We start from the raw sequence: 22273 nt of genomic DNA on the forward strand, positions 1-22273 counted from the left end.
GCGCGATGCTCTCCCCGGGCGAACATGGCGCGCGCCATCCTGTTCGGGGCCGACCTGCGCGAGGCCGATCTGCGAGGGGCCAACCTGAAGCGAGCCGACCTGCGTGGCGCCTGCCTGAAGGGGGGCGAACCTTGCCGGGGCCGAACTGGCCGGTTGCGACCTGCGCGAGGGGCGCATCGCCCTGCAGGACAAGCTGGACGGCTTCCGGATCCTTCGCCACGAGCATCGGCCAGGCGAGCTGAACTACGCCGTGCTGTCTGGGGCGAACCTCGCCGGCGCCCAGATGGCCGGAACCCTGGCCATCGCCAGCGACTTCACCGACGCCAACCTGGCTGGGGCCGTGCTCGCCGGCGCCCGGCTGACGCGCGCCGTGCTCGATGGCGCGGACCTCTCCGGCGCAGATCTCGGCGGGGCGGACCTCACGGGCGCATCGATGAAACGCGCCGTGCTGGCCGGCGTGAACCTCGACCAGGCTCGGCTGGATGACGTGGATCTGTCGGAGGTGCTCCGGGCTCCGCCGCCCATCGTCTATGTGGACGACCGCTCGCTCGACGAGGTGCTGGCCGACCACGAGGCCTATTGCGGAGTCTGACGGCGCGCGCGGGGCCGTGGTCAAGCTGGATCAGGTCGACTTCCGGCCGCTGCGGGCGCTCAAGCGCCGCAAGCTCACCGCGCTGATGGCGCCGCGTTCGATATTCTTCGGCATGGATCTGGAAGGCGCCCAGCTCCAAGGCGCCGATCTGACGGGCTGTGATTTCCGCGGCGCCGTCCTGCGTGATGCCGATCTGCGGGGAGCCAAGCTCACCGACGCCCAACTCATCCGCGCGGACCTGCGGGGCGCGAAAATGGGCCCCCTGATGATCGCGCCGGGCCGCTTCGTGCGCACGGATCTGACCCGCGCGACGCTGCGGGCCGCCGACCTGCGCGGCGCCTCGGCCACCAAGGCCCGGTTCCTGGAAGCGGACCTGAAGGGGGCGCGGATGGCCGGCTGCGACCTCACCGGCGCGGAGATGGAAGTCTAAGCGGGCCGGCTGGGCCTCAGGTCCTCGACCTCGAACTCGACAGCCTCGCACATCCGCTGAGCCACGATGCGCCGGTGGCATCCGCAGGCCTCCGCCTCGTAGCAAAGCAGGGCGGCCTTCTTGTCCTTAGCGATCTCGATGGCCCTGGCCAGATCAAGCTGGGCCTGCGGCTCCTTCAGATGTTCCTCGAAGATGGCGGTCATCTCGGCCGTCCGACCCTTGCGCGCGGCGTCGCGACCGGCCTTCGGCGTGCCCAGGCCGCGCAGGTGCACGTACTGGATTCCGGCGTCCTCGAGGCTGGACGACAGCAGGCCCTTGGAGAATCCCGCCCGACGCGACGCGGCGATAGCGCGGACATCGATCAGCACCTCGACACCGGCCTGCTTGAGGGTCTCGATCACCGCGGCCTGGGGCGCGGCCTCGTAGCCGATGGTGGCAAGCGGCGTCTTCGTCATCGCGTCTCCGCGCCGTAGGCGTCGAACAGGGCCTCGGCCGCCGCGGTGACCGCCGTCGCCGGGCCACCGGGGCCGAACAGCTGGCTCGAGACGAACACGCCCTCGATCAGCAACAGGAGAGCGTCCGCCAGCGCGTCGGGTTGCCGCGCGCCGATCTCACGGGCCATGCCGCGGAGCCTTTCGCGGAGCTCCGTCTTGTGTTCGACGGCGACCTGGCGGCCGGGGTGCGTCGGGTCCGGGTACTCCACGACGGCATTGGTGAGGCCGCAGCCGCGATAGCCGGCGACGTCCGCACGGCCGGCGAGCCCCTCGAGATAGGCCAGGATCTGCGCCCTGGGATCGCCAGGATGGGCCTCGGCGGCGGCGTCGAAATAGCTCCAGAAGTGGTTGCCTTGGTCGCGCAGATAGGCGGCGATCAGCTGATCCTTGCTTTCGAAGCTGCGGTAGAGCGTGGGCTTCGTCGCGCCGGCTCGCGATACGATCTCGTCTACGCCTACGGCGCGGGTGCCTTCGCGGTAGAACAGCTCGCGGGCGCTGTCGAAGATGCGATCAGCGGCTCTGGCGGCGGTGTCAGAGGATCTCTTCATGGTGCGGCTTGACGGGGTTACCGATCGGTACGTAAGTTCCGGCGCTGGAACGTACCGGTTAGTAACATGATAGCAGCGCGCCGGCCTTTCGGCCAGAACTATGCCTGGGTCGTGGCGGGGGTGACATTCCTCGCACTGCTTGCTGCGGCAGGCCTCCGCTCGGCGCCCGGCGTGCTGCTCACGCCCTTGCATGAGGGCTTCGGATGGGAGCGGCGCGAGCTCTCCGTCGCCGCCGCTCTCGGCATATTCCTCTACGGGCTTGTCGGTCCGTTCGCCGCGGCGCTGATGCAGACGCTGGGCCTGAAGCGCACCCTGCTCGCGGGGCTCGCGCTGATGAGCGCCTCCACAGGCCTCAGCCTGTTCATGACAGAGCCCTGGCACTTCCTGCTTACCTGGGGCGTGCTCTCCGGTCTCGGTTCGGGCGCTGTGGCCCTCGTCCTCGGCGCCGCAGTCGTCAACCGCTGGTTCGCGACCCAGCGAGGTCTGGTGATGGGCCTGCTTTCCGCCAGTACGGCGACGGGCTCGCTGATCTTCCTGCCCGGCATGGCCGCACTCGCCCAGGCCGGCGGGTGGCGGCCGGTGGTGATCGCCGTCTCGTTGGCCGCCGCCGCGCTGATCCCCCTCGTCTTCTTCCTGATGCCCGAGAAACCCGCGGATATCGGTCAGCGGCCCTATGGCGCCGCGGAGGAGCCGGCCGACGCGCCGCGCGGCCGGCCGGCGGACAGCATCAAGCTGGCGCTTTCCGTGCTGGCCCAGGCGGCGCGCACGCCGGCCTTCTGGCTACTGTTCGCCACCTTCTGGGTCTGCGGCTTCACCACCAACGGTCTTGTCGGCACCCATCTGATCTCGTTCTGCGGCGACAAGGGTCTGGTGCTCGTTCAGGCGGGCATGTTGCTGGCGCTCATGGGCTTGTTCGACATGGTGGGCACGACGGCGTCCGGCTGGCTCACCGACCGCTACGACCCGCGCCGCCTGCTGTTCATCTACTACTCGCTGCGCGGCCTTTCGCTGATGGCTCTGCCGTTCCTGGAGTTCAACGTGGTCAGCCTCAGCGTCTTCGCAGTGTTCTACGGACTGGACTGGCTGGCCACCGTGCCGCCGACCGTGCGGCTGGCGAACGAACACTTCGGCGAAAAGAACGCCCCCATCGTCTTTGGCTGGGTGGCCGTAGGCCATCAGACCGGGGCGGCGACCGCGGCGTTCCTCGGCGGCTTTCTGCGTGACCTGCAGGGCCGCTACCTCGAGGCCTTCGTGCTGGCCGGCCTCCTGGGTCTCGCGGCTGGCGCGGCGGCGCTCTGGATCGGCCGCTCGTCGCCTGATCCGCAGGTCGCGGCTGCCTGACCCCGCGTCAAGGTCCCTATAGGTTGCTGATGAACACGATGGTGCAGCTCGAACCGCGCGTCCGCCGCCAGTCCCTGCCGAGCCGCGGCGGCGACATCGCCTATCTGGACTTTGGCCCGGAAGACCGGTCGGTCGATCTCGTGTTCTCCCATGCCAACGGGTTCAACGCGCGCACCTACCGCACACTGCTGGCGCCGCTGGCGGACAAGCTGCGGATCCTAGCCATCGACCTGCGGGGCCACGGCGCCTCGACGCTGCCGGCGGATCCTGAGGCGCATGGCGGCTGGAACATGTTCCGCGACGACCTGCTGGCCTTCCTGGAGGCCGCCACCGACGGGCCTGTGGCGCTGGCGGGCCACTCGATGGGCGGCACTTCCAGCCTATTGGCGGCGGCCCATTCGCCGGATCGCGTGCGAGCTCTGGGCCTCTTGGATCCGGTGATCTTCGACTCGGCCATCGCCTCGAGAGGCACAGACGCTTCGCCGCTCTATCTGGGGGCGCGTCGCCGTCGCGCCGAGTTCCCGAGCAAGCAGGCGGCCTATGAGGCCTACCTTGGCCGCGGCGCCTTCCGGACCTGGGCTCCCGAGCAGCTGGCCGACTACGTCGAGGCAGGGTTTCGGTCGGCCCCGGCGGGCGAGGTGACGCTCGCCTGCGCACCGTTCTGGGAAGCGGCCAGTTACGCCACCCACAACTACGATCCGTTCGCCGCCTTTCTCGCCACGCGTTGCCCGATCCGGATCCTGCGGGCCGAGGCGGACTCCACGTGCCGGATCGAGGCCCATCAGACCGAGCTCGAGGCGACCGGTCGCATCTCGGTCGAGACGGTCTCCGGCACGACCCACTTCCTGCCGATGGAGCGGCCGGATCTGGCGCGTGAACTGCTGTCGGCTACAGCGAAAGTCCGCTGACGGCGTCGGCTTCGACGCGGGCGAGTTCGTCATCCGACAGCGAGATCATCTTCCGCGTCTCGAGGTCGAAGGAAACGGCGATCGCCTCGGCCGAGCCCCAGGCCCGACCGCTGGTCGGGTCGACCAGCCAGTGGACCAGTCGCCGGAACCGCGCGTCGCCGCCCGCAGAGCCTGACCGCAACTCCACTCGGTCTCCGGCCCGCGGCCAGTCGAGGTGCAGCAGCCGGTACTCCAGGGCGGCGCCGCCGACCTTGCGGTCGTCTCCGGCGCCAGGTCGCTTGCCCTCGAAGAAATGCGGGATGCCATCGGAGATCCGCGCCATCATCAGCTCGGTCCGCATCCGGCCGAACGCGTCGCAGTCGACGTCGCGGATGGCGCCGAGCGCCGTGCGCTTCAGGCCCAGTTCGTCGGCGCGCCCGAGGCTGGCCTGGCTCTCCACGGGATCAAGGCGGATGGATCGCGGCGCGGCCGGTTCCGGCACGCGCATCCTCAAGGCTTCAAGCCGGCGGCGGATCCCGCTCGGGCCAGGGGAAGGCGCGGCCGTCCCGCGGCGTCGCGTGCGCCACGAGGGTCTGGAAACTGGCCGCGAAGGCGCCGTCGCCGTGATGCATCAGGAAGGCCAGCCGCGCCGTGTCCTCATCGACCTCGACGACGCCTCCGGTCATGTGCAGCGCGGCCCCGGGACGCGCCTCTTTCAGGAAGCGGATGTGCTGGTCCCGGACGATCAGGGTGGCGCTGGCGTCGGGCGCGAAGGCGTGCGGCATGCCAAGTTCGGCGGCCAGCCCGACGAGCCCCTCGCTAGCCTTGGCGACGTAGAAGCCGACGTTCATGTGGCCCATGTGATCGCATTCCCAGGCGGCCACACTGCCCCGCCAGACCTCCACCCCGCCCGTCGTCACGCGAAACTCTCCCCGCCTTGCGGGGAGAGCTTAGGAAGCCTCGGCGGTCACCGCTAGCGCTTGCCTTCGACGGGATCGGCCCCCGGACCCATCCGCCCCTCATTGGCGGAATGCGGGACGCTCGAATCGCCCGCGCCTTGCCGCGGCTCTGGGTTTCCCGCGGCGAAGCTGCGATCTTCTCCGTCCACCGCGTCGTCCTGGCGCACGGCGGGGTAGCGTTCGGGCCCGCCCTTGTCGTCAGCCGCGTTCAACGGCTGGGCCGCATTCTCGCGGCGGCCTTCGCTCTGGATGTTGTCGTCGCCGGCCATGTGGATCTCCTCCTGTCGCATCGCAGACGAAAGCGCCCGCGCCGGGCCGATGTTCCGGGAGCGCCGGCGTCCTGTGCGGCGTCGCAGCCGTATCGTGACTGTGGCAAGGTAGCGCCGAGGGGAGAGTCCATGGCGAGAGCGAAGCGCATCCTGGTCCAGCGCCACGGGCCGGTGGTCCGGGTCACCCACTGGATCAATGTGCTGGCGGTCAGCCTGCTCCTGATGAGCGGCCTTCAGATCTTCAACGCCCATCCGGCGCTCTACTGGGGACACAGCTCGACCTTCGCCGAGCCATGGCTGGCGATCCGCATGGTGGAGACCGCCGACGGCCCGCGCGGCATCACTACGATCGGCGACCGCTTCGCCGACACCACGGGCGTCCTCGGCTGGACGGGGTTCGAGGGCGACCGTCGAAACCAGGCGTTCCCGGGCTGGGCGACCATCCCGAGCTGGCGCGACCTGGCGAGCGGCCGGCGGTGGCACTTCTTCTTCGCTTGGCTGTTCGTGATCAACGGCGCGGTCTATCTCGCGACCACCCTCATCAGCGGCCACCTGCGGCGCAATCTGCTGCCGAGCCGGGAGCAGCTGCGCCTGAGGCATGTGCTGCAGGAGATCGGCGCGCACGCCAGGCTGAGGTTCCCGAAGGGTGAGGCGGCGCGGACCTACAACGTTCTGCAGAAGGGCTCGTACCTCGCCGTCGCCTTCGTGCTGCTGCCGCTGATGGTGCTGACGGGGCTCTGCATGTCGCCGGGCTTCAATGCCACGGTCCCCTGGCTGATCGACCTCTTCGGCGGCCGCCAAGGAGCGCGGAGCGTGCACTTCCTGACGGCCGGCGCGGTCGTGCTCTTCGTGGTCGTGCACATTGTGATGGTCGTGGCGTCGGGCGCCTGGAACAACATCCGCTCGATGGTCACCGGCCGCTACGCCATCGACGAGGAGATCCGGCCGTGAACCGCCGCAACTGGCTGAGGGCCGCCGGCGCGGCGACGATAGGCCTGTGGGTGGGCGCCTGCGACCGGCTCACGAGGAACCCGAAGTTCATGGGCTTCATCGGCAGCGCCGAGAACCTCAGCCGCCAGGCGCAGCGCGCGGTGACTAACCGTGACGCGCTGGCGCGCGAATTCCCCGCCCGCATGATCTCGCCCGACTTCCGCGCCAATGGCACCCGCAGTCCGACCGACGCCGGCTACATCGCCCTGCGCGACGCAGGATTCGCGGGCTACCGCCTGGTGATCGACGGCCTGGTGGAGCGACCGCTCTCGCTCAGCTTGGCCGAGCTGCGCGCCGCGCCGGCGCGGACCCAGATCACCCGCCACGACTGCGTGGAGGGCTGGTCCTCCATCGGCAAGTGGACCGGCGCGAGGCTGGGGCCGCTGCTCGAAAGGGCCGGCCTGCAGCCGCAGGCGCGCTACCTCGTCTTTCACTGCGCCGACACCCTCGCCCCCGGCCCGGACGGCCGCTACTACGAGAGCATCGACCTCGTCGATGCGCGGCACCCTCAGACGATCCTCGCCTACGACATGAACGATGCGCCGTTGCCGGTCGCCCACGGCGCCCCGGTGCGTCTGCGGGTCGAACGGCAGCTCGGCTACAAGCACGCCAAGTACGTCATGCGCATCGAGGCGGTGGAAAGCTTCGCCCATCTGCATGGCGGCAAGGGCGGCTTCTGGGAGGACCGCGGCTATGAGTGGTATGCCGGGATCTGACGCGGCGAGCCGCCTGTGCCTGGGGTCGGTTCGGTGGCTCAGGCCGCCAGCTTCAGCCGCTCGACGATCTCGTGATGCGCGGCGATCATCCGGATCAGCGATGCGCGGACATTCCTGAGCTGCCGTACGCCTTCCGGCGTGATCGCCACCCCCCGCGACTGGCGCACGGCGCAACCCATCTCGATCAGCTCGTTCAGCTTGCGGCGGACTGTCTCTTTCGGAAGATGAATGGCCTGGGCGAGGGACAGGATATTCGTGGCCCGTGGAGTGAGGTCGGGCGTCGCCCGTTGGGTGAGCAGGGCCTCGGCGACCGCCGGCTCGGTATAGGCGCGCTGCGCGAGCGTCAGCAGGATCAGCAGGCGGTCGAGGTCGCCGTGCTCCTCGCGCGCCAGGGCCATGGTGTCGATCAGCGGCGCGAGCACGCGCGCGGCGACGGCAGGGTAACGCTCGGTGAGGAGCGCTTCGATGGGGGCCGCCATGGCGGGGCTCCAGTGTTTTTGCCGTCTGATCGACGGACATCCGCGAAACGCACACACAAAGGCAAGCCGCGAGGCCGCGCCGCTTAGGTAGGCGGCTGACACCGCGGGTCAAGCAACCCTGATTTGTGAGGCGCCCAGTTTGGGCAGTCAGGCCCTTCCCTGCCGATAGCGATAACGCGAACCAAGGCGAGGTCCCGTCGTGATTCGGTCAGGCGCGGGCCAGGGGATCAACCGAAGGGGCGGCATGCAGAGCAAGGCCGATACCGAGCCACACACGATCGACGGCGGCGCACGGGTCTTCTTCCTGCTTTTCCAGATGATGGAACGGCGTAACAGGGTCATCGAGGACATCCTTCGCCCGCATGGGCTGACCCTCCAGCAATGGCGGATCCTGTTGGGGCTCGGCTGGCTCAAGGTGCGGACCATGCACGAGGTGGCCGACGCGTTGGCGATCGATCGCACGGCGCTCTCCCGCGCGGCCGACAAGCTGGCCGAGCGGGGTCTGCTCACCCGTTCCGAGGTGGCCTACGACCGTCGGCTGACCGAACTTGCGCTGACCACCGAGGGCATGGCCGTCCGCTGCGAGGTGCTGCTCCAGGTCCGCGAGCTCGGGGCGCGCCTCCTGGCCGGGATCGAGCCTGACGCCGTGGCCGCCGCCGAGGAGCTCGCCGAGGGCGTGCTCGAGCGGCTGGTGGGACACCGCGCCGGGGCTCGGCGCATCATCGAAATGCATCCCGCGCCCCCTTCCCGCCGGTAGCGGGCGCCTTAGATTGGCGCCTCTCAATCGAGGAGCCCGCCATGACCCCCAGCCCCTGGACCCATCACCGCAGCGCCGGCGTCGCCGACGATGTGGATTTCGAGATAAAGGGACAGGAGCTCCAGTTCGTCGAGATCGAGCTCGACCCGGGCGAGAGCGCGGTCGCCGAGGCGGGCGCGTTGGTCTGGAAGGACGCCAGTGTCGAGATGACCACCGTGTTCGGAGACGGCTCGGGCGGCCAGGGCGCGGGCTTCATGGGCAAGCTGCTGGGGGCCGGCAAGCGGCTGATCACCGGCGAGAGCCTCTTCACCACCGTCTTCACGCACCAGGGCCAAGGCAAGGCCAAGGTGGCGTTCGCCTCGCCGACGCCCGGCGCGATCCTGCCGCTGCACCTCGCGGACCTCGGCGGGACGCTGATCTGCCAGAAGGACAGCTTCCTGGCCGCCGCCCGCGGCGTCTCCATCGGCGTCCAGTTCCAGCGCCGGATCATGACAGGCCTGTTCGGCGGCGAGGGCTTCATCATGCAGCGCCTGGATGGCGACGGCTGGGTGTTCGTCCAGATGGGCGGCACGGTGGTCGAGCGCGAGCTGGGGCCGGGCGAAGAGATCCACGTCGATACCGGCTGCCTGGCCGCCTACACGCCCAGCGTCGACTTCGATCTCGTCATGGCGGGCGGCGTGAAGAGCGTCATCTTCGGGGGCGAAGGCCTGTTCTTCGCCAGGCTCCGCGGGCCAGGCAAGGTCTGGGTCCAGTCGCTGCCGTTCTCGCGGCTCGCCGGCCGGATGCTGGCCGCCGCCGGCGCCACAGGCGGCCAGAACCGCGGTGAGGGCTCCGTGCTGGGCGGGTTGGGCGACCTGATCGGCGGCAACCGCTAGTGGCGATGAAGCCCTACGTGACCCTCATCACCCTAGGCGTCGATGATCTCGAGGCGGCCGTCGCGTTCTACCGCGACGGCCTGGGGTTCCCGACGGAGGGCATCGTGGGCGAGGAACTCGAGAACGGGGCCGTCGCCTTCTTCGACCTGCAGCCGGGGCTGAAGCTGGCGCTCTGGCCCCGGACCTCCCTGGCCGCGGACGCCAATATCGGCGTGACGCCGCGCAGCCCATCCGATGCCATGCTGGCGCACAACGTGCGAAGCGAAGCCGAGGCCGACGAGGTGCTGGAGACTGCGAAGGCCGCCGGGGCGGTCATCACCAAGCCGGGCCAGAGGACCAACTGGGGCGGCTACAGCGGCGTCTTCCAGGACCCGGACGGTCATCTGTGGGAGGTCGCCTACAATCCACAGATCCTGCCTCAGGACTGAGGCTTTCCTTCCGGAGGGTCAGAGGGGTTTAGCTCCGCCGCACAACCGGCCGGAGGAAGCCAGATGATCGTCGTCAGCGTGATGTATCCCACCACCGAAGGTGGGAAGTTCGACATGGACTACTACAACGCCACCCATATCCCGCTGGTGAAGGAAGCCTTCGGCCCGACCGGCCTGACGTCGGTGCAGGTGTTGCAGGGGCTGCCCGGCCCGGACGGTTCGAAGCCGCCGTACGTGGCGATCGCCAACCTGGTGTTCGAGAGCCCCGAGGCGCTCCAGAAGAGCATGGGCGGTCCGCGCGCGGCGGAAGTGGTGGGCGACATCGCCAACTTCACCGACATCGCGCCGAACCGGCAGCTGAGCCTGGCGAGCTGATGCGAAAACGGCCCCGGGAGTGATCCGGGGCCGTTCCGTACTACTTCGTGAAGAGGTCGTTCCAGCGACGCTTCTTCCGGGTCTTCCAGGCGCCGAGGTGCCAGGCGTTGGAGGCGATCAGCGGCACCACCGTCGTGGCCTCCGCGAACACCATCTGCTCCCAGGTCACGTCCACCTTGCCCCAGGAGCAGGCCTCCTTGAGCGTCGAGGACGAGCAGGCGCCGTCACGCACGTCCGCCACCGTGATCTGGATGGCGTACTTGTGCATGTCGACCTCGTGGCCGAGGATCTCGGCGCAGACCACGGTGTCCTGCGCGAAGTTCTTCGGCACGCCGCCGCCCACCATGAAGAGGCCGGTCGCGCCCGCCTTCAGCTTGATGTCGGTCAGTTCGCGGAAGTCGGCGATCGCATCGATCGTCATGTAGGGCTTGCCGGCCTTCATGCGCTCGACCTGGTGCTTCACGAGACCGAAGCCCGCCGAGGAGTCGACGAACGCCGGGCAGAAGATCGGCACGCCTTCGCGATAGGCCACCTCGATCAGGCTGTCGGGCTTCTTCGCGTTGCCGGCGGCCAGCCACTTGCCCATCTCATAGATGAACTCGCGGCTCGAGTAGGGGCGCGGTTCCAGCTGTTCGGCGATCTCGTAGATCGTCGCATCGCAGGCCTGCAGCTCTTCCTCGTCGATGTAGGTGTCGTAGATGCGGTCGATGTAGAGGTCGCGCAGGTCGCGGTCGTCGACGTTCGACTGGGCCTGATAGTGCTTGAAGCCGAGGGCTTCGAAGAAGTCCATGTCGACGATCGAGGCGCCGGTCGCGACGATCGCATCGATCATCCCGTACTTCACCATGTCCCGGTAGATGTGCATGCAGCCGCCGGCCGACGTGGAGCCGGCGAGCGTCAGCCAGGTCGAGCAGTCCTGATCCTCGAGCGACATCTGCCAGATGTCGGCCGCACGCGCCGTGTCGCGGCTCGTGAAGCTCATCTTGCGCATGGAATCGATGATCGGCCGGGCGTCGTACTGGTCGATCGCCACGTGCTCGACGGTGTTCGCGAGAAGCTCGGCTTTGCGGTTCGAGTTCACGGGAGCGTTCATTCTCAAAGTTCCCTTTGGGTTTGATCGCCCGTCGTCAAAAGGAAAGGCGCGACCGGGACGGAGCGACCGGCCGCGCCTATAACACTTGAACCCTGCGGGTTGTTACCGCTTGCGGCCCTTCTTGCCGGCCGCGCCCTTGGGACGCGACAGGCGGACGACCTTGCGCTCTTCCTCCTGACGCTCACGCGGCAGGCGGATGTTGCGTCCGGCGAGGCCGAACATCGACGCCATGGGGGCGTCGCCCACCTCGACCGTCTCGGCGTCGCCGAAGCCGTTGAAGCGGGTGTTCATCGCCACACCGTAGGCGCCGAGCATGCCGATCTCGACGTAATCGCCTTCCTGGATGTCTTCCGGCAACCAGAACGGCCCCGGCATGTGGTCCAGGCTGTCGCAGGTCGGACCGTAGAAACGGAACGGCTTCAGCGGCCCTTCCACTTCCTGCGCCGCGTCGCCTTCTCCCCGGAACAGCTTCACCGGGAAGGGCCACTTCACGTGCGCCGCATCGAACAGCGAGCCGTAGCTGCCGTCATTGAGGTACAGCGCGTCGTTCTTGCGCAGCTCGACCTTCGTCAGGATCGACGTCGACTCGGCCACCAGGGCCCGGCCGGGTTCGCACCACAGCTCGGTGTCCTCGTGCACGTTCATCTCGGCGAAACCGCGATGGATGCTGTCGGCGTAGTCGCTCATGTCCGGCGGGATCATGCCGGGATAGACCGACGGGAAGCCGCCGCCCACGTCCACCACATCGACCATGACGCCGGCGCGCACGATGGCGCGGTTCGCCTGGGCCATGGCCGCCTGGTAGGCGGTGGGGCGCATGCATTGGCTGCCCACGTGGAAGCTGACGCCCATGCGGTCCTGGGTCGCGCGGCGCGCGGCCAGCAGGAGGCTGGGAGCCTCCCACATGTCGACGCCGAACTTGCCCGACAGCGAGTAGGACGCGCCTTCCGCCTGGACGCCCAGCCGGACAATCAGCGACAGGTCGTCTGCGCCGCCCGTCGCCTCCAGGATCTTCTGGAGCTCCTCATGGGTGTCGAGCGCGAAAGTCTTCACGCCGTGGTCGAAGTAGGCCTGAGCGATCGCGCGCCGGCTCTTCACCGGGTGCATGAACGCCATGCGCGAGCCCGGCGCATGCTGGGCCACCAGCTCGATCTCGGGGACCGAGGCCACATCGAACGAATTCACGCCGCTCTGCGCGAGGGTCTCGATGACCCACGGCGAAGGGTTCGCCTTAACAGCGTAGAAAACGTCGCCTTGAAAACTGTCCTGGAACCAGCGCGCCGCTACGGCCACCACGCCCGGTCGCACAAGGGCGACAGGACGCTCCGGGGACCGCTCGCGGACCAGGTCCAGGGGCGTATGGTACGTCTGCACCTCACGCAACCCCCAACGGATTGTTGAACCCAGACCGGCGTTAGCAGCGCTTTTTAGGACTTCGGGTCCGCCGGAAGCCGCGCAAATAGGGGCGATTGACCCCGATGTAAAGTGCGAAGGACGTGCGACGGGCGGTCGCTATACCGAACGCGGGTCTCGCGAGGTGCTTAATAGGGCCTCACGCTTCCAGTAGAGATCAAGGTGAGCGCCGGGGAAGTTCGGGTCGCGCCCGCAGGCCGGCGTCGCGGCCTCCTGTTTCTGCTAGACTTTTGGGCCTCGAGTTCCACGGAAGCCTCTGCGGCGACATCGCATGCGTTGCCGGCTGGACCGCGGCCCGGCGGCCATGCCATGTAGCGCCACGCAGGCTGGCGCGGACGAGTGGTCCCGCCCACCTGCGCCGCCGCCACGGGGAAAGCACTACCTTCTGATGACCGAAGCCGCCGTTCTGTCGATACGGAACGCCTCCAAGACCTTCGGTCAGCGCCTTGCGCTCGACGGGGTCTCCCTGGAGGTTCGCAAGGGCGAGATGATCGCCCTGATCGGGCCGTCAGGCTCGGGCAAGTCGACCCTGCTGCGCTCGATCAGCGCCCTGCAGACAATCGACAACGGGGGGAAGATCACGGCCTTCGACTCTCCGGTGCAGGAGAACGGACGGGTCAGCGGCGGCGTACGCAGGGTGCGCACCCGCATCGGCATGATCTTCCAGCAGTTCAACCTCGTCGGTCGCCTGACGCTGTTCACCAACGTCGCCCTGGGATCGCTGGGCCGCATCGGCGTGATCCAAGGGCTGCTCGGCCTCTGGCCGGCCGAGACCAAGCAGGCGGTTATGGCCGCGCTTCATCGCTTTGGTCTCGCCGACTACGCCGGCCAGCGCGCCAACACGCTGTCGGGGGGCAGCAGCAGCGCGGCGCGATCGCGCGGGCCCTGGTGCAGAAGGCCAAGATCATCCTCGCTGACGAGCCGGTGGCCTCGCTGGACCCGGTGTCGGCCCGCCGCGTCATGGAGATCCTGCGGGAACTCAATGCTTCGGATGGCCTCACCGTCATCGTCACCCTGCACCAGGTGGACTACGCGCTGCGCTATTGCGAGCGGGTCGTCGCCCTGAAAGCGGGCAAGGTCGTGTATGACGGCCCGCCCAGCGGCCTCGACAAGCCGCGCCTCGTTGAAATCTACGGCCCCGAATTCGAGGACGTCTTCTGGGAAGGAGCGCCCCAATGATCCGCCGCACCCTGATCGGCGCCGCCCTGATGGCGACGCTCGCGCTCGCCGGCTGCGGCGACAACAAGGACACGGCCCAGGCTCCTGGCGGCACGCCGAAGGAGCTCACCTTCGCCATCCTGCCGGCCGAGGGCCAGGCGTCGATGGCGCCGCTATGGCAGCCGCTGCTCGATGACATGTCGGCTCAGCTGGGCGTGCCGGTGAAGCCGTTCTTCATCTCCAACTATACGGCCATGGTTGAGGCGATGCGCTTCAACCAGGTGCAGATGGGCTGGTTCTCGGCGGCGCCGGCGCTGCGCGCGACCGAGCGGGCCAATGGCGAGGTGCTGGGCCGCGTCGTCGACGCCAGCGGCGAGGGCACCTACAAGTCCGTGCTGATCACCCGCAAGGGCAGCGGTGTCACCCTCGACAAGGTGCTGCAGTGCGACCGCAGCCTGAACTTCGGCATCGGCGACGCCCAGTCGACCTCGGGCACGCTCGCGCCGATGGCCTATCTGTTCACGCCCCGCAACATCGACCCGGCCAAGTGCTTCAAGGCGGTCCGCTCGGCCAGCCACGAGGCCAACGTTCTGTCGGTCGGCACCGGCGTGCTCGACGTGGCCACCAACAACACCGTCGGCCTGCTGTTCAACCGCCGCCAAAAGCCCGAGATCGCCGAGCGTATCGAGGTGATCTGGGAGAGCCCGCCGCTGCCGGAAAGCTCGATCGTCGTCCGCAAGGACCTCGACCCCGCGCTCAAGGAGAAGATCCGCCAATTCTTCCTGACCTATGGCACGGGCGCCGATGAGGTCGGCGAGAAGCAGCGCAAGGTCCTCCAGGGATTGGCCTACGGCGGCTTCCGCGCCGCCGACGACGGCTACCTCGATCCGGTCCGGGAGATGGAAGCCGCCGAAGCACTGGCCGAAGCCCGCCGCTCGGGCGACCAGGGTCGGATCGCCAAGGCGCAGGCGAACTTCGACAAGATCACTGCCGCCGCCGCCCAACGCCGCGCGACGGCCCCGGCCCAGTAGACATGACCGCAGCCTCTCCCGCGGTTCCGCCGCCACCCACCCGCAGCCTGGTGCAGCGCGGCCCCGACCTGCTGGTCTGGGGCGCGGTGATCGTGCTGCTGATGATCAGCTTCAAGCCGGTCGAGGTGAGCAACTTCACCCGGCTGTTCACCAACTCCGAGAACATGCGCCTCTACGGCGCCGATCTGCTTCGGCCCGACTTCACCGAGTGGCGGACCTATGTCGCGCAGATGTGGCTGACCATCCAGATCGCGCTCTGGGGCACAGCCCTGGCCGTGATCGCCGCCGTGCCGTTCGGCTTGGCCTGCTCGCGCAACATCTCGCCGGTCTGGCTGCAGCAGCCGATGCGGCTGCTGATGAATTTCCTGCGGTCGATCCCCGACCTGGTGCTGGGCACCCTGTTCCTGGTGGCCGTGGGCCTCGGCCCGTTCGCGGGCGTCATGGCCCTGGCCATCAACACCGGTGCGGTGCTCGCCAAGCTGTTCTCCGAGGCGGTCGAGTCGATCGACAAGGGACCAGTCGAGGGCGTGCGCGCCACCGGGGCCGGCAAGCTGCACGAGATCATCTGGGGCGTGATCCCGCAGGTGGCCCCGCTCTGGACCAGCTATGCGCTGTACCGCTTCGAATCCAATTCGCGTTCGGCCACGGTGCTGGGCCTGATCGGCGCCGGTGGCATCGGCCGGCTGCTCTTCGACAGCATCAACGGCTTCGCCTACCACCAACTGTCGGCGATCGTGATCGTGATCATCGTGGCCGTGTCTCTGATCGACCTGCTGTCGCAGGCGATGCGCAGCCGGCTGCTCTAGGACTTCGGCTCGAAGGCGGCGAGGAGCTTCTTCAGCTCCTTCTCTTCGACGAGTTCGGCTGCGAAGGCGGGCGTCGTCCATCGGCGCTCCCGCTGGTCCTTTTCCGGCCATTCGGCCTTGAGTTCGGCCGCCTCAAGTCCATAGACGAAGACCCGCACGTGCTGGGTCCTGCCGCTGCGCAGGCGCTTGTCGTAGTGGTAGACGCCGATGGCCTTGCGGCTCATCGGACCGACCACACCAGCCTCCTCCAGCGCCTCCTGCGCCGCAGAATCCGCCGGTTTCAGTTTCTTGATCGGCCACCCCTTCGGGATCACCCAACGCTTCGTTTCACGCGAGGTGATGAGCAAGACCTCGACGCCGCTCTCGGAGCGTCGCCAGGGCAAGGCGGCGTACTGCGTCTTCGGCTCGCGGTCGGGCTCGGGGCGCAAGCGGTCGGCGGTCTTGTCCATTCTAGCCGAAGGTCCGATCCACGAAGCGGGCCAGCCAGTAGAACAGAGCGCCCGTCAGCCCGGCCATCGGAATTGTTACGATCCAGGCCCAGACGATGTTCTTGGCCACGCCCCAGCGCACGGCTGACACTCGACGGGCGGCGCCGACACCGACGATGGAGCCTGTGATGGTGTGTGTGGTCGACACCGGAATGCCCAGGTTGGTGAAGAAGAACAGCGCGACGGCGCCCCCGGTTTCGGCGCAGAAGCCCTGCTGCGGCGTCAGCTTTGTGATCTTCGAGCCCATGGTGTGAACGATGCGCCAGCCGCCGAAAAGGGTGCCCAGGCCCAGCGCCGCCTGACAGGTGATCACCACCCAGAAGGGCACGTGGAACTCGCCGCCCAAGTGCCCGTGCGAATAGAGAAGCACGGCGATGATCCCCATGGTCTTTTGCGCATCGTTGCCGCCGTGTCCCAGCGAGAACATCGCGGCCGACACGAACTGCAGCTTGCGGAAGACGCCGTCGGCGAACGCCGGCGTGGCTTTCACGAAAGACCACGACGCCAGCAGCACCAGCAGCAGGGCCAGGGCGAAGCCCAGGGCCGGCGAGATGACGATGCCGGACATCGTCTTCAGCACGCCCGACCAGACGATTGGGTCGAGCCCGGCCTTGGCTATCCCGGCGCCCAGCAGTCCGCCGATAAGCGCGTGGGAGCTCGAGGACGGGATGCCCAGCAACCAGGTCAGGACGTTCCAGAAGATGGCTCCGCCCAAAGCGCCGAAGATCACCGCGTCCGAGATGATCCCGGGGCTCAGGATGCCCTTGCCGATGGTGTTCGCAACGTGAAGGCCGAAGAACAGGAAGGCGATGAAATTGAAGAACGCGGCCCAGATGACGGCCCAGCGCGCCGAGAGCACGCGTGTCGAAACGATGGTCGCGATGGAGTTGGCCGCATCGTGCAGGCCGTTCAGGAAGTCGAAGATCAGGGCGACCCCGATCAGGAAGACCAGGATCAGGCTCACGCCGCCGATGTCCACGGGGCCTGCCTCTTAGAGGTGTTCGATCAGCACGCCGCTGATCCGGTTGGCCACGTCTTCCAAGCGGTCGACCACCTTCTCGAGGTGGTCGTAGATCTCGCCCCCGACGATGAACGCCATAGCGTCCTCGCGGGCCGGGCCGCGGTACAGCGCCTTCATGCCGTCGTCGTAGAGGTGGTCCGACTGTTCCTCGAGGCGGGTGATTTCCTCGGTTATGCTGTTCAGCTTCGAGGCATTGGCCTTCATCTGGCGCAGCAGCGGCACGGCCTCCGACGTGAGTTGCGCGGTGCGGACGATGACATCGCCCAGCCGAATCATGTCGGGCTCGAAGGCGCGCACCTCGAAAAGCGTCACGGCCTTGGCGGTCTTGTGCATCTGATCGACCGCATCATCCATCGAGCCGATCAGGTTGCGGATGTCGCTGCGGTCGAAGGGGGTGATGAACGTGCGGCGCACCTCCAGCATCACCTGCCGCGTCACCTCGTCGGCCGCTTCCTCATGCCGGGCGACCTGGGCGCAGAGCTCCGGCACCCGCGGTCCGCCGTCCAGCAACTCGCGCAGCGCGCCGGCGCCGTCGCAGATGGTCTTCGCGTGCGCCTCGAAGAGGTCGTAGAAGCCGCCCTCCTTGGGCATGATCGCGTTGAACCAGCTCAGCATTGCAAGCTCCCCCAAGCCGCAGGCCAAAACGCCGTGTACGGACGGACGCCTCTACATCGGCCACGTGTCGGGCGCCACCGCCTCCGTCACAAGAGCTTCATCGAACTGACGCGCCATCGTCGTCGAAACTTGCTCTTACCGTCGCACCTTCCGCCGCAGCCCGGAGCCCGCTCAACGATGTTCAGACCCAGGACCATTTCTCTGGCCGCGGCCGCCGGCCTGGCGCTGTCGCTGGGCGCCGCCGGCGCGCAGGCGGAAACCAGGGCCTACAAGGGTGCGCCCGAGTTCCAGTTCGGAGAGCTGAAGATCAAGCCGCGCGGCCGCCTTTTCCTCGACCAGGTCTGGCAGGACGTGGACCGTTCGGGCGGGGCGGACGAGAACCTGGACGATGGCCGCGTGCGGATGGCTCGGATCGGCGTTCAGGGCTCCTACGGCGACAAGCTCTCTTTCGTCGTCGAGGGTGACTTCGGGCTGGAACAGTCGAACTGGGAGGACGTCTACGCCGAGTACAAGCCTGCCGAAGGCGCCACGTTCACCGTGGGTCACTTCAAGACCGTGGCCCTCGAGAACATGACGTCCGACACCTATACGACCTTCATGGAGCGCGGGCCGTTCACCGACGTGCTGGGCGTCGGCCGCACCCTCAACCTGCAGACCAAGCTGAACGGCAAGACCTGGACCGCCGCCGCCTTCGTCCTGGGCGACAACATCAACAACCCCAGCGTGCCGTCGGACCGGCCTACCGGTTCCCAGGAGCAGTACGGCTTCGGCGCACGGGTGACCTACGCACCGGTCCTGACCGACACGACTCAGGCTCATCTCGGCGCCTGGGTGCGCCGCCGCGACCGGGCCGATCAGTCGAACTACAGCTACGGCGCGCGCAACAACACCAACTTCGGTTCGCGCTATGTCACCACCGGCGGCGTCGGCGTCCGGGACACGCAGGTCGGCCTGGAAGGCGCGCTCGTACACAAGTCCTGGTCCGTGCAGGGCGAATGGGCCAACGCCCACATCGAGCGGCTCCGCGACGTCGAGGACGACGTGCAGGTCTGGTACGTTTTCGCGAGCTGGTTCCCGACCGGCGAGAGCCGCCGCTATCAGGCCGACCAGGGCCAGTTCGGCCGGGTGAAGGTGAAGCGCCCCGTCACCCAGGGCGGCCCCGGCGCGGTGGAACTGGCGGTCCGCTACGACCGCGCCGATCTTACCGATGTGGGGACGCCCAGCTCCGGCGAATACGAAGGCTGGACCTTGGGGGCGAACTGGCACCTGCACCCGTACCTGCGGGTGATGGCCAACTACACGGCTTCGGAGAACCGGCTTCGCGCTCCGCTCCCGGATGTGGACGTGAAGACCTTCCAGGTTCGCGCCCAGTTCGACTGGTAAGCGCTCAGGCGATCTCGGGTCGGCGGCGGCGCACGCGGGCGAGCCTGCGCAGTCGCCGCCAGAAGCGGGTCTTCTGCGGCTCTGGATAGGGCTGCAGGTTGCGCACGAAGTCCTCGGCGCAGGCCCGCCAGGAAAACCCCTCGGCGAAGCGGCGCACGCCGTTGCGATCGAGTTTCAGCGCTTCCAGGCAGGCGTCGCGCAGCCCCTCCGTGGCCGAGGCGGCGAGGGCGCCGGCGCCCGAGCCCGGGATCAGGTCGATGGGGCCCGGCGCCGGATAGGCGGCCACTGGCGTGCCGGACGCCATCGCTTCGAGAATGACCAAGCCGAAGGTGTCGGTCAGGGACGGGAAGACGAACACGTCGGCGCAGGCGTAGGCGTTGGCGAGGTCCTGGCCGGACTTCGAGCCGGTGAACACCGCGCTCGGGTACTTGGCCTTGAGCTCGTCCAGTTGCGGGCCGGGGCCCACGACCACCTTCGTGCCCGGGAGGTCGAGGCTGAGGAAGGCCTCGATGTTCTTCTCCACGGCCACACGGCCCACGTAGAGGAAGACCGGCCGCGCCAAGCCGTCGAAAACGTCCGCCTCGTCGTCGCGCCGGGGTCGGAAGGTTTCGGTATCGACGCCGCGCGACCACGCCGAGATGTTGCGGAAGCCGTGACGCGTGAGCTCGTCCCGCATCGTCGGCGTCGCCACCATCAGTCGGCCGGACGGCTTGTGGAACCACTTCATGTACGCATAGCCGGCGGCCAGCGGCAGCGGCAGGCGGGCCGAGACGTATTCCGGGAACCGCGTGTGGTAGCTGGTGGTGAATGGCAGCTTCCACTCCACGCAGATCCGCCGCGCCGCCAGCCCGATCGGGCCCTCGGTGGCGATGTGGATGGCCTCGGGCTCGAACGCCTTGAAGCGCTCCTGCACCGGCTCGTAGACGCCGATGGCGACCTTGATCTCGGCATAGGTGGGCAGCGGGAAAGTCTTGAACATCCCCGGGTGGATCACCTCCACCGTGTGGCCCATTTCGCGCAGTTCCTGAACCACGCGCGTCAGGGTGCGGACGACGCCATTGACCTGCGGCTCCCAGGCGTCCGTCGCCAGGAGGATCCGCATGGGCCGTTGGGCGTCGCGCGGGGCGGTGATCGCCTCGCGCAGGCGGCGGTCCGAGCGGTCGGGCTTGATCCGCTCGGCTTCACCCATCGCCTGGGTCTGCATCCAGGCCCAGAAGGCGCCCAGCAGCGCCTCCTTGGTGGGGAAGTGGCGATAGACGGTGCGCTCGCCGACACCGGCGTCGCGGGCGATCTCGGCGAAACTGAGATCCTCGAGGGAGCGCGTCTCGAGCTGGGCGCCCACGGCCCGCAGGATCTGCTCGCGTGTCTCCTCCCGCTGGCGGTCGCGCTGGCTTGCGGAGGGCGTCCTCATGGCAGCGCCACTGTCACGAGTTGCGGCGGCAAGTCAACGAACGGCTGTGTCGGCTCAGGCCGCCAGGGGCTCTGGCGCGAGCTCGGGAAGCGCGGCCCTGCGGTCGATCACCGACCAGGACCGCAGCTGGGCCCATTCCAGGATCTCCAGCCGCCCATCCATGTGTTCGACCAGCGCCGTACAGCTCTCGACCCAGTCGCCGTCATTGACGTACTGAATGCCGTCGATCTCTCGCATCTCGGCCTTGTGGATGTGGCCGCAGATGACCCCGTCCACGCCCCGCCGGCGAGCCTCGGCCGCCACCGCCTGCTCAAAATTCTCGATGAACTGCAGGGCGTTCTTCACCCTCTGCTTCAGGAAGGCCGAGAAGCTCCAGTACCCGAAGCCCATCCGGCGCCGGACCCGGTTCGTCAGCGTGTTGGCCGCCAGAATCGCCCGGTAGCTCCAGTCGCCGACGAAGGCGAGCCACTTGGCATGCTGGACGATCCCGTCGAACTCGTCGCCGTGGGTGACCAGGAAGCGCTTGCCGTCCGCCGTTTCGTGGATGGCGTCGCGGGCGACCACGACACCGCCGAAGTGCACGCCGCAGAAATCGCGGATGCGATCATCGTGGTTGCCGGGGATATAGGTCACGGCTACGCCCTTGCGGGCGAGCCGCAAGAACTTCTGGACGACGTCGTTGTGGCTCTGCGGCCAGTACCAGCCGGACTTCATCTTCCAGCCGTCGACGATGTCGCCGACCAGGTAGAGCTGGTCGCACTCCATGTGCCGGATAAAGTCCAACAGGAGCTCCGCCTGGCAACCGCGCGTGCCCAGATGGATGTCCGACAGGAAGACGCTGCGGAAGCGATGAAGACCCGGATCGCTCAACTCTGAGCCCCTTGCGGCCGTGGATCGCACAGTCGCTAGGCTGATTGCATGTCAGTCCCGTGAACCCCCTTGAAACTGTAGCGCTGGTTTCCCTTGTCCTGTTAGGGATTGTCCCCGCTGAGCAGACCCTCCCCAGGTCGCCGAAACATTGGGTCCGATGGACGCCCGAACCTATCCCGCCAAGGCGACGCCAAAGTCGCAGCGGACACGCGCGCGCATCCTGGATGCTGCGATGCGGCTCTTTGCGGAGATCGGCTATGCGGCCGCGACCAACGCCGTGATCGCCGACGCCGCCGGTCTAACCCGCGGCGCGATGCTTTATCACTTCGCGACCCGGGAGGAGCTGGTCGAGGCGGCCATCGCGCATATCGAGCTGAGCCGCGCACGCCTGCTGGAACAGGCGGCCGCCTCGCCGCCGCCGGGCGTCGACGCCGCCGAGCATGCCATCGACAGTTACTGGACCCTCCTGCACGAGACCCCGTTCATCGCCTTCGCCGAGCTGGAGGCCGCGGCCCGCACCGATCCGATGCTGCGCGAGCGCCTGATCACCGCCCAGAGCGCCTTCGACCACGCGCAGCTTGGCGGCGACCGCTTCGGAGCTATGGTCCAGGCCGGTGCGGACCCGCGTTTCCAGACCAGCCGCGACCTGGGGCGTTTCCTGCTGGAAGGCCTTGCGCGGGGCGCCATGACCTACGATGAGGCGGCTCGCCGCGACCGCCTGATCGCGGTGGTGAAGCGGGCCGTGCGCATGCTGAACCGAAAGGGCGACATTCACGACATCTGGACCGAGTAGCCAGCCCTCTCCGCCGGGACGGAACGAAAAAGGCCCCGCGGTCGCCCGCGG

Annotated in this window: 28 protein-coding genes and 3 pseudogenes; 17 read left to right on the plus strand and 14 right to left on the minus strand. The window is 68.1% G+C overall.

Annotated features, from left to right (window positions below):
• Positions 1-24 precede the first annotated feature (24 nt).
• The 3 genes and pseudogenes from LRS10_RS24415 to LRS10_RS24425 all read left to right on the plus strand — a co-directional run.
• A pseudogene (locus LRS10_RS24415) lies at positions 25-75 on the plus strand (hypothetical protein); the annotation flags it as partial.
• Positions 76-250: 175 nt separating this feature from the next.
• Positions 251-592: a pentapeptide repeat-containing protein gene (locus LRS10_RS24420; protein WP_308237936.1), complete on the plus strand. Its 342-nt coding sequence runs from the start codon at positions 251-253 to the stop codon at positions 590-592.
• Positions 593-608: 16 nt separating this feature from the next.
• Positions 609-1022, plus strand: coding sequence for a pentapeptide repeat-containing protein (locus tag LRS10_RS24425; RefSeq protein ID WP_308237937.1), 414 nt, complete (start codon positions 609-611; stop codon positions 1020-1022).
• Here the strand turns inward: LRS10_RS24425 and LRS10_RS08160 are convergent.
• A complete protein-coding gene (locus tag LRS10_RS08160; RefSeq protein WP_257836805.1) occupies positions 1019-1477 on the minus strand; it encodes a DUF488 family protein in 459 nt (152 codons plus the stop codon). The two genes, LRS10_RS24425 and LRS10_RS08160, sit on opposite strands and share 4 nt — an antisense overlap.
• Entirely contained in the window at positions 1474-2064 is a 591-nt protein-coding gene (locus LRS10_RS08165) for a TetR/AcrR family transcriptional regulator (RefSeq protein WP_257836806.1), read from the minus strand. The genes LRS10_RS08160 and LRS10_RS08165 overlap by 4 nt, the downstream gene beginning before the upstream one ends.
• Before the next feature lie 66 nt (positions 2065-2130).
• On the opposite strand from LRS10_RS08165, the gene LRS10_RS08170 reads away from it, so the two are divergent.
• A complete protein-coding gene (locus LRS10_RS08170) occupies positions 2131-3405 on the plus strand; it encodes an MFS transporter (RefSeq protein WP_257836807.1) in 1275 nt (424 codons plus the stop codon).
• Positions 3406-3434: 29 nt separating this feature from the next.
• Complete coding sequence (locus tag LRS10_RS08175; RefSeq protein ID WP_257836808.1) at positions 3435-4313, plus strand: alpha/beta fold hydrolase; 879 nt, start codon at positions 3435-3437, stop codon at positions 4311-4313.
• Here LRS10_RS08175 and LRS10_RS24430 read toward each other — a convergent pair.
• From LRS10_RS24430 to LRS10_RS08185, 3 genes are read right to left on the minus strand one after another with little or no spacing between them, the layout of a single operon-like run.
• Positions 4294-4794, minus strand: a complete 501-nt coding sequence (locus tag LRS10_RS24430; RefSeq protein ID WP_308237938.1) for a thioesterase family protein — start codon at positions 4792-4794, stop codon at positions 4294-4296. The genes LRS10_RS08175 and LRS10_RS24430 overlap by 20 nt on opposite strands.
• A 16-nt stretch (positions 4795-4810) precedes the next feature.
• Positions 4811-5212, minus strand: a complete 402-nt coding sequence (locus LRS10_RS24435) for a thioesterase family protein (protein WP_308237939.1) — start codon at positions 5210-5212, stop codon at positions 4811-4813.
• A 53-nt stretch (positions 5213-5265) separates the two neighbouring features.
• On the minus strand, positions 5266-5520 hold the full coding sequence (locus tag LRS10_RS08185) for a hypothetical protein (protein ID WP_257836809.1): 255 nt from the start codon (positions 5518-5520) through the stop codon (positions 5266-5268).
• Positions 5521-5649: 129 nt separating this feature from the next.
• Between LRS10_RS08185 and LRS10_RS08190 the strand changes: the two genes are divergently transcribed.
• Complete coding sequence (locus LRS10_RS08190) at positions 5650-6471, plus strand: cytochrome b/b6 domain-containing protein (RefSeq protein ID WP_257836810.1); 822 nt, start codon at positions 5650-5652, stop codon at positions 6469-6471.
• Positions 6468-7226 carry a molybdopterin-binding protein gene (locus LRS10_RS08195; RefSeq protein WP_257836811.1) on the plus strand — a complete coding sequence of 253 codons (759 nt, stop codon included), beginning with the start codon at positions 6468-6470 and terminating at the stop codon, positions 7224-7226. The genes LRS10_RS08190 and LRS10_RS08195 overlap by 4 nt, the downstream gene beginning before the upstream one ends.
• A 38-nt stretch (positions 7227-7264) precedes the next feature.
• On the opposite strand, the gene LRS10_RS08200 is transcribed toward LRS10_RS08195, so the two are convergent.
• Positions 7265-7705: a hypothetical protein gene (locus LRS10_RS08200; RefSeq protein WP_257836812.1), complete on the minus strand. Its 441-nt coding sequence runs from the start codon at positions 7703-7705 to the stop codon at positions 7265-7267.
• Positions 7706-7949: 244 nt separating this feature from the next.
• On the opposite strand from LRS10_RS08200, the gene LRS10_RS08205 reads away from it, so the two are divergent.
• From LRS10_RS08205 to LRS10_RS08220, 4 genes are all read left to right on the plus strand, one after another.
• Positions 7950-8462: a MarR family winged helix-turn-helix transcriptional regulator gene (locus LRS10_RS08205; protein WP_257836813.1), complete on the plus strand. Its 513-nt coding sequence runs from the start codon at positions 7950-7952 to the stop codon at positions 8460-8462.
• Between the two features lie 41 nt (positions 8463-8503).
• On the plus strand, positions 8504-9337 hold the full coding sequence (locus LRS10_RS08210) for a TIGR00266 family protein (RefSeq protein WP_257836814.1): 834 nt from the start codon (positions 8504-8506) through the stop codon (positions 9335-9337).
• A gap of 17 nt (positions 9338-9354) precedes the next feature.
• Positions 9355-9765 (plus strand): VOC family protein, encoded by a 411-nt coding sequence (locus LRS10_RS08215; protein WP_257836815.1) that lies wholly within the window; start codon positions 9355-9357, stop codon positions 9763-9765.
• A 63-nt stretch (positions 9766-9828) separates the two neighbouring features.
• Complete coding sequence (locus LRS10_RS08220) at positions 9829-10140, plus strand: EthD family reductase (protein WP_257836816.1); 312 nt, start codon at positions 9829-9831, stop codon at positions 10138-10140.
• 40 nt (positions 10141-10180) lie between these two features.
• Here the strand turns inward: LRS10_RS08220 and LRS10_RS08225 are convergent, their stop codons facing one another.
• Positions 10181-11233: a deoxyhypusine synthase gene (locus LRS10_RS08225; protein WP_257836817.1), complete on the minus strand. Its 1053-nt coding sequence runs from the start codon at positions 11231-11233 to the stop codon at positions 10181-10183.
• A 102-nt stretch (positions 11234-11335) separates the two neighbouring features.
• Positions 11336-12607, minus strand: coding sequence for a type III PLP-dependent enzyme (locus LRS10_RS08230; RefSeq protein ID WP_257836818.1), 1272 nt, complete (start codon positions 12605-12607; stop codon positions 11336-11338).
• A 526-nt stretch (positions 12608-13133) separates the two neighbouring features.
• On the opposite strand from LRS10_RS08230, the pseudogene LRS10_RS25035 reads away from it, so the two are divergent.
• The 4 genes and pseudogenes from LRS10_RS25035 to phnE all read left to right on the plus strand — a co-directional run.
• Positions 13134-13516, plus strand: a pseudogene (locus LRS10_RS25035) (ATP-binding cassette domain-containing protein); the annotation flags it as partial.
• Positions 13517-13534: 18 nt separating this feature from the next.
• Positions 13535-13825 carry a hypothetical protein gene (locus tag LRS10_RS25040; RefSeq protein ID WP_374571069.1) on the plus strand — a complete coding sequence of 97 codons (291 nt, stop codon included), beginning with the start codon at positions 13535-13537 and terminating at the stop codon, positions 13823-13825.
• Complete coding sequence (gene phnD, locus LRS10_RS08240; RefSeq protein ID WP_257836819.1) at positions 13822-14835, plus strand: phosphate/phosphite/phosphonate ABC transporter substrate-binding protein; 1014 nt, start codon at positions 13822-13824, stop codon at positions 14833-14835. Before LRS10_RS25040 ends, phnD begins: the two co-directional genes overlap by 4 nt.
• Before the next feature lie 2 nt (positions 14836-14837).
• Positions 14838-15641, plus strand: a complete 804-nt coding sequence (gene phnE, locus LRS10_RS08245) for a phosphonate ABC transporter, permease protein PhnE (protein ID WP_257836820.1) — start codon at positions 14838-14840, stop codon at positions 15639-15641.
• Here the strand turns inward: phnE and LRS10_RS08250 are convergent.
• Genes LRS10_RS08250 through LRS10_RS08260 form a run of 3 tightly spaced genes read right to left on the minus strand, consistent with a single transcriptional unit; the run spans position 15638 to position 17765 of the window.
• Entirely contained in the window at positions 15638-16090 is a 453-nt protein-coding gene (locus LRS10_RS08250) for an NUDIX hydrolase (protein WP_257836821.1), read from the minus strand. The genes phnE and LRS10_RS08250 overlap by 4 nt on opposite strands.
• Before the next feature lies 1 nt (position 16091).
• Complete coding sequence (locus LRS10_RS08255; protein WP_257836822.1) at positions 16092-17108, minus strand: inorganic phosphate transporter; 1017 nt, start codon at positions 17106-17108, stop codon at positions 16092-16094.
• A 12-nt stretch (positions 17109-17120) separates the two neighbouring features.
• Positions 17121-17765: a DUF47 domain-containing protein gene (locus LRS10_RS08260; RefSeq protein ID WP_257836823.1), complete on the minus strand. Its 645-nt coding sequence runs from the start codon at positions 17763-17765 to the stop codon at positions 17121-17123.
• 177 nt (positions 17766-17942) lie between these two features.
• Between LRS10_RS08260 and LRS10_RS08265 the strand changes: the two genes are divergently transcribed.
• Entirely contained in the window at positions 17943-19148 is a 1206-nt protein-coding gene (locus LRS10_RS08265) for an OprO/OprP family phosphate-selective porin (RefSeq protein WP_257836824.1), read from the plus strand.
• A 4-nt stretch (positions 19149-19152) separates the two neighbouring features.
• Here LRS10_RS08265 and LRS10_RS08270 read toward each other — a convergent pair whose 3' ends face one another.
• The 3 genes and pseudogenes from LRS10_RS08270 to LRS10_RS08280 form a co-directional block, all read right to left on the minus strand.
• On the minus strand, positions 19153-20250 hold the full coding sequence (locus LRS10_RS08270) for a glycosyltransferase family 1 protein (RefSeq protein ID WP_257839114.1): 1098 nt from the start codon (positions 20248-20250) through the stop codon (positions 19153-19155).
• Between the two features lie 126 nt (positions 20251-20376).
• Positions 20377-20559 (minus strand): annotated as a pseudogene (locus LRS10_RS08275) (TetR/AcrR family transcriptional regulator); the annotation flags it as partial.
• A gap of 54 nt (positions 20560-20613) precedes the next feature.
• Positions 20614-21429 carry a UDP-2,3-diacylglucosamine diphosphatase gene (locus tag LRS10_RS08280; protein ID WP_257836825.1) on the minus strand — a complete coding sequence of 272 codons (816 nt, stop codon included), beginning with the start codon at positions 21427-21429 and terminating at the stop codon, positions 20614-20616.
• Positions 21430-21586: 157 nt separating this feature from the next.
• Here LRS10_RS08280 and LRS10_RS08285 point away from each other — a divergent pair, with 157 nt between their 5' ends.
• Positions 21587-22222, plus strand: a complete 636-nt coding sequence (locus LRS10_RS08285) for a TetR/AcrR family transcriptional regulator (protein WP_257836826.1) — start codon at positions 21587-21589, stop codon at positions 22220-22222.
• Positions 22223-22273 lie beyond the last annotated feature (51 nt).

Source organism: Phenylobacterium sp. J426, assembly GCF_024699945.1.
Taxonomy (GTDB): Bacteria; Pseudomonadota; Alphaproteobacteria; order Caulobacterales; family Caulobacteraceae; genus Phenylobacterium.

What these genes read in the sequence shown, in the direction of transcription:
- phnE (WP_257836820.1), top strand. Translation starts at nt 14,838, where the DNA reads ATGACCGCAGCCTCTCCCGCGGTTCCGCCGCCACCCACCCGCAGCCTG.
- phnD (WP_257836819.1), top strand. Translation starts at nt 13,822, where the DNA reads ATGATCCGCCGCACCCTGATCGGCGCCGCCCTGATGGCGACGCTCGCG.
- LRS10_RS08165 (WP_257836806.1), bottom strand. Translation starts at nt 2,064, where the DNA reads ATGAAGAGATCCTCTGACACCGCCGCCAGAGCCGCTGATCGCATCTTC.
- LRS10_RS08210 (WP_257836814.1), top strand. Translation starts at nt 8,504, where the DNA reads ATGACCCCCAGCCCCTGGACCCATCACCGCAGCGCCGGCGTCGCCGAC.
- LRS10_RS08170 (WP_257836807.1), top strand. Translation starts at nt 2,131, where the DNA reads ATGATAGCAGCGCGCCGGCCTTTCGGCCAGAACTATGCCTGGGTCGTG.
- LRS10_RS08250 (WP_257836821.1), bottom strand. Translation starts at nt 16,090, where the DNA reads ATGGACAAGACCGCCGACCGCTTGCGCCCCGAGCCCGACCGCGAGCCG.
- LRS10_RS08160 (WP_257836805.1), bottom strand. Translation starts at nt 1,477, where the DNA reads ATGACGAAGACGCCGCTTGCCACCATCGGCTACGAGGCCGCGCCCCAG.
- LRS10_RS08270 (WP_257839114.1), bottom strand. Translation starts at nt 20,250, where the DNA reads ATGCGGATCCTCCTGGCGACGGACGCCTGGGAGCCGCAGGTCAATGGC.
- LRS10_RS08285 (WP_257836826.1), top strand. Translation starts at nt 21,587, where the DNA reads ATGGACGCCCGAACCTATCCCGCCAAGGCGACGCCAAAGTCGCAGCGG.
- LRS10_RS08190 (WP_257836810.1), top strand. Translation starts at nt 5,650, where the DNA reads ATGGCGAGAGCGAAGCGCATCCTGGTCCAGCGCCACGGGCCGGTGGTC.
- LRS10_RS08265 (WP_257836824.1), top strand. Translation starts at nt 17,943, where the DNA reads ATGTTCAGACCCAGGACCATTTCTCTGGCCGCGGCCGCCGGCCTGGCG.
- LRS10_RS08200 (WP_257836812.1), bottom strand. Translation starts at nt 7,705, where the DNA reads ATGGCGGCCCCCATCGAAGCGCTCCTCACCGAGCGTTACCCTGCCGTC.
- LRS10_RS08175 (WP_257836808.1), top strand. Translation starts at nt 3,435, where the DNA reads ATGAACACGATGGTGCAGCTCGAACCGCGCGTCCGCCGCCAGTCCCTG.
- LRS10_RS08185 (WP_257836809.1), bottom strand. Translation starts at nt 5,520, where the DNA reads ATGGCCGGCGACGACAACATCCAGAGCGAAGGCCGCCGCGAGAATGCG.
- LRS10_RS08225 (WP_257836817.1), bottom strand. Translation starts at nt 11,233, where the DNA reads ATGAACGCTCCCGTGAACTCGAACCGCAAAGCCGAGCTTCTCGCGAAC.
- LRS10_RS08205 (WP_257836813.1), top strand. Translation starts at nt 7,950, where the DNA reads ATGCAGAGCAAGGCCGATACCGAGCCACACACGATCGACGGCGGCGCA.
- LRS10_RS08260 (WP_257836823.1), bottom strand. Translation starts at nt 17,765, where the DNA reads ATGCTGAGCTGGTTCAACGCGATCATGCCCAAGGAGGGCGGCTTCTAC.
- LRS10_RS08220 (WP_257836816.1), top strand. Translation starts at nt 9,829, where the DNA reads ATGATCGTCGTCAGCGTGATGTATCCCACCACCGAAGGTGGGAAGTTC.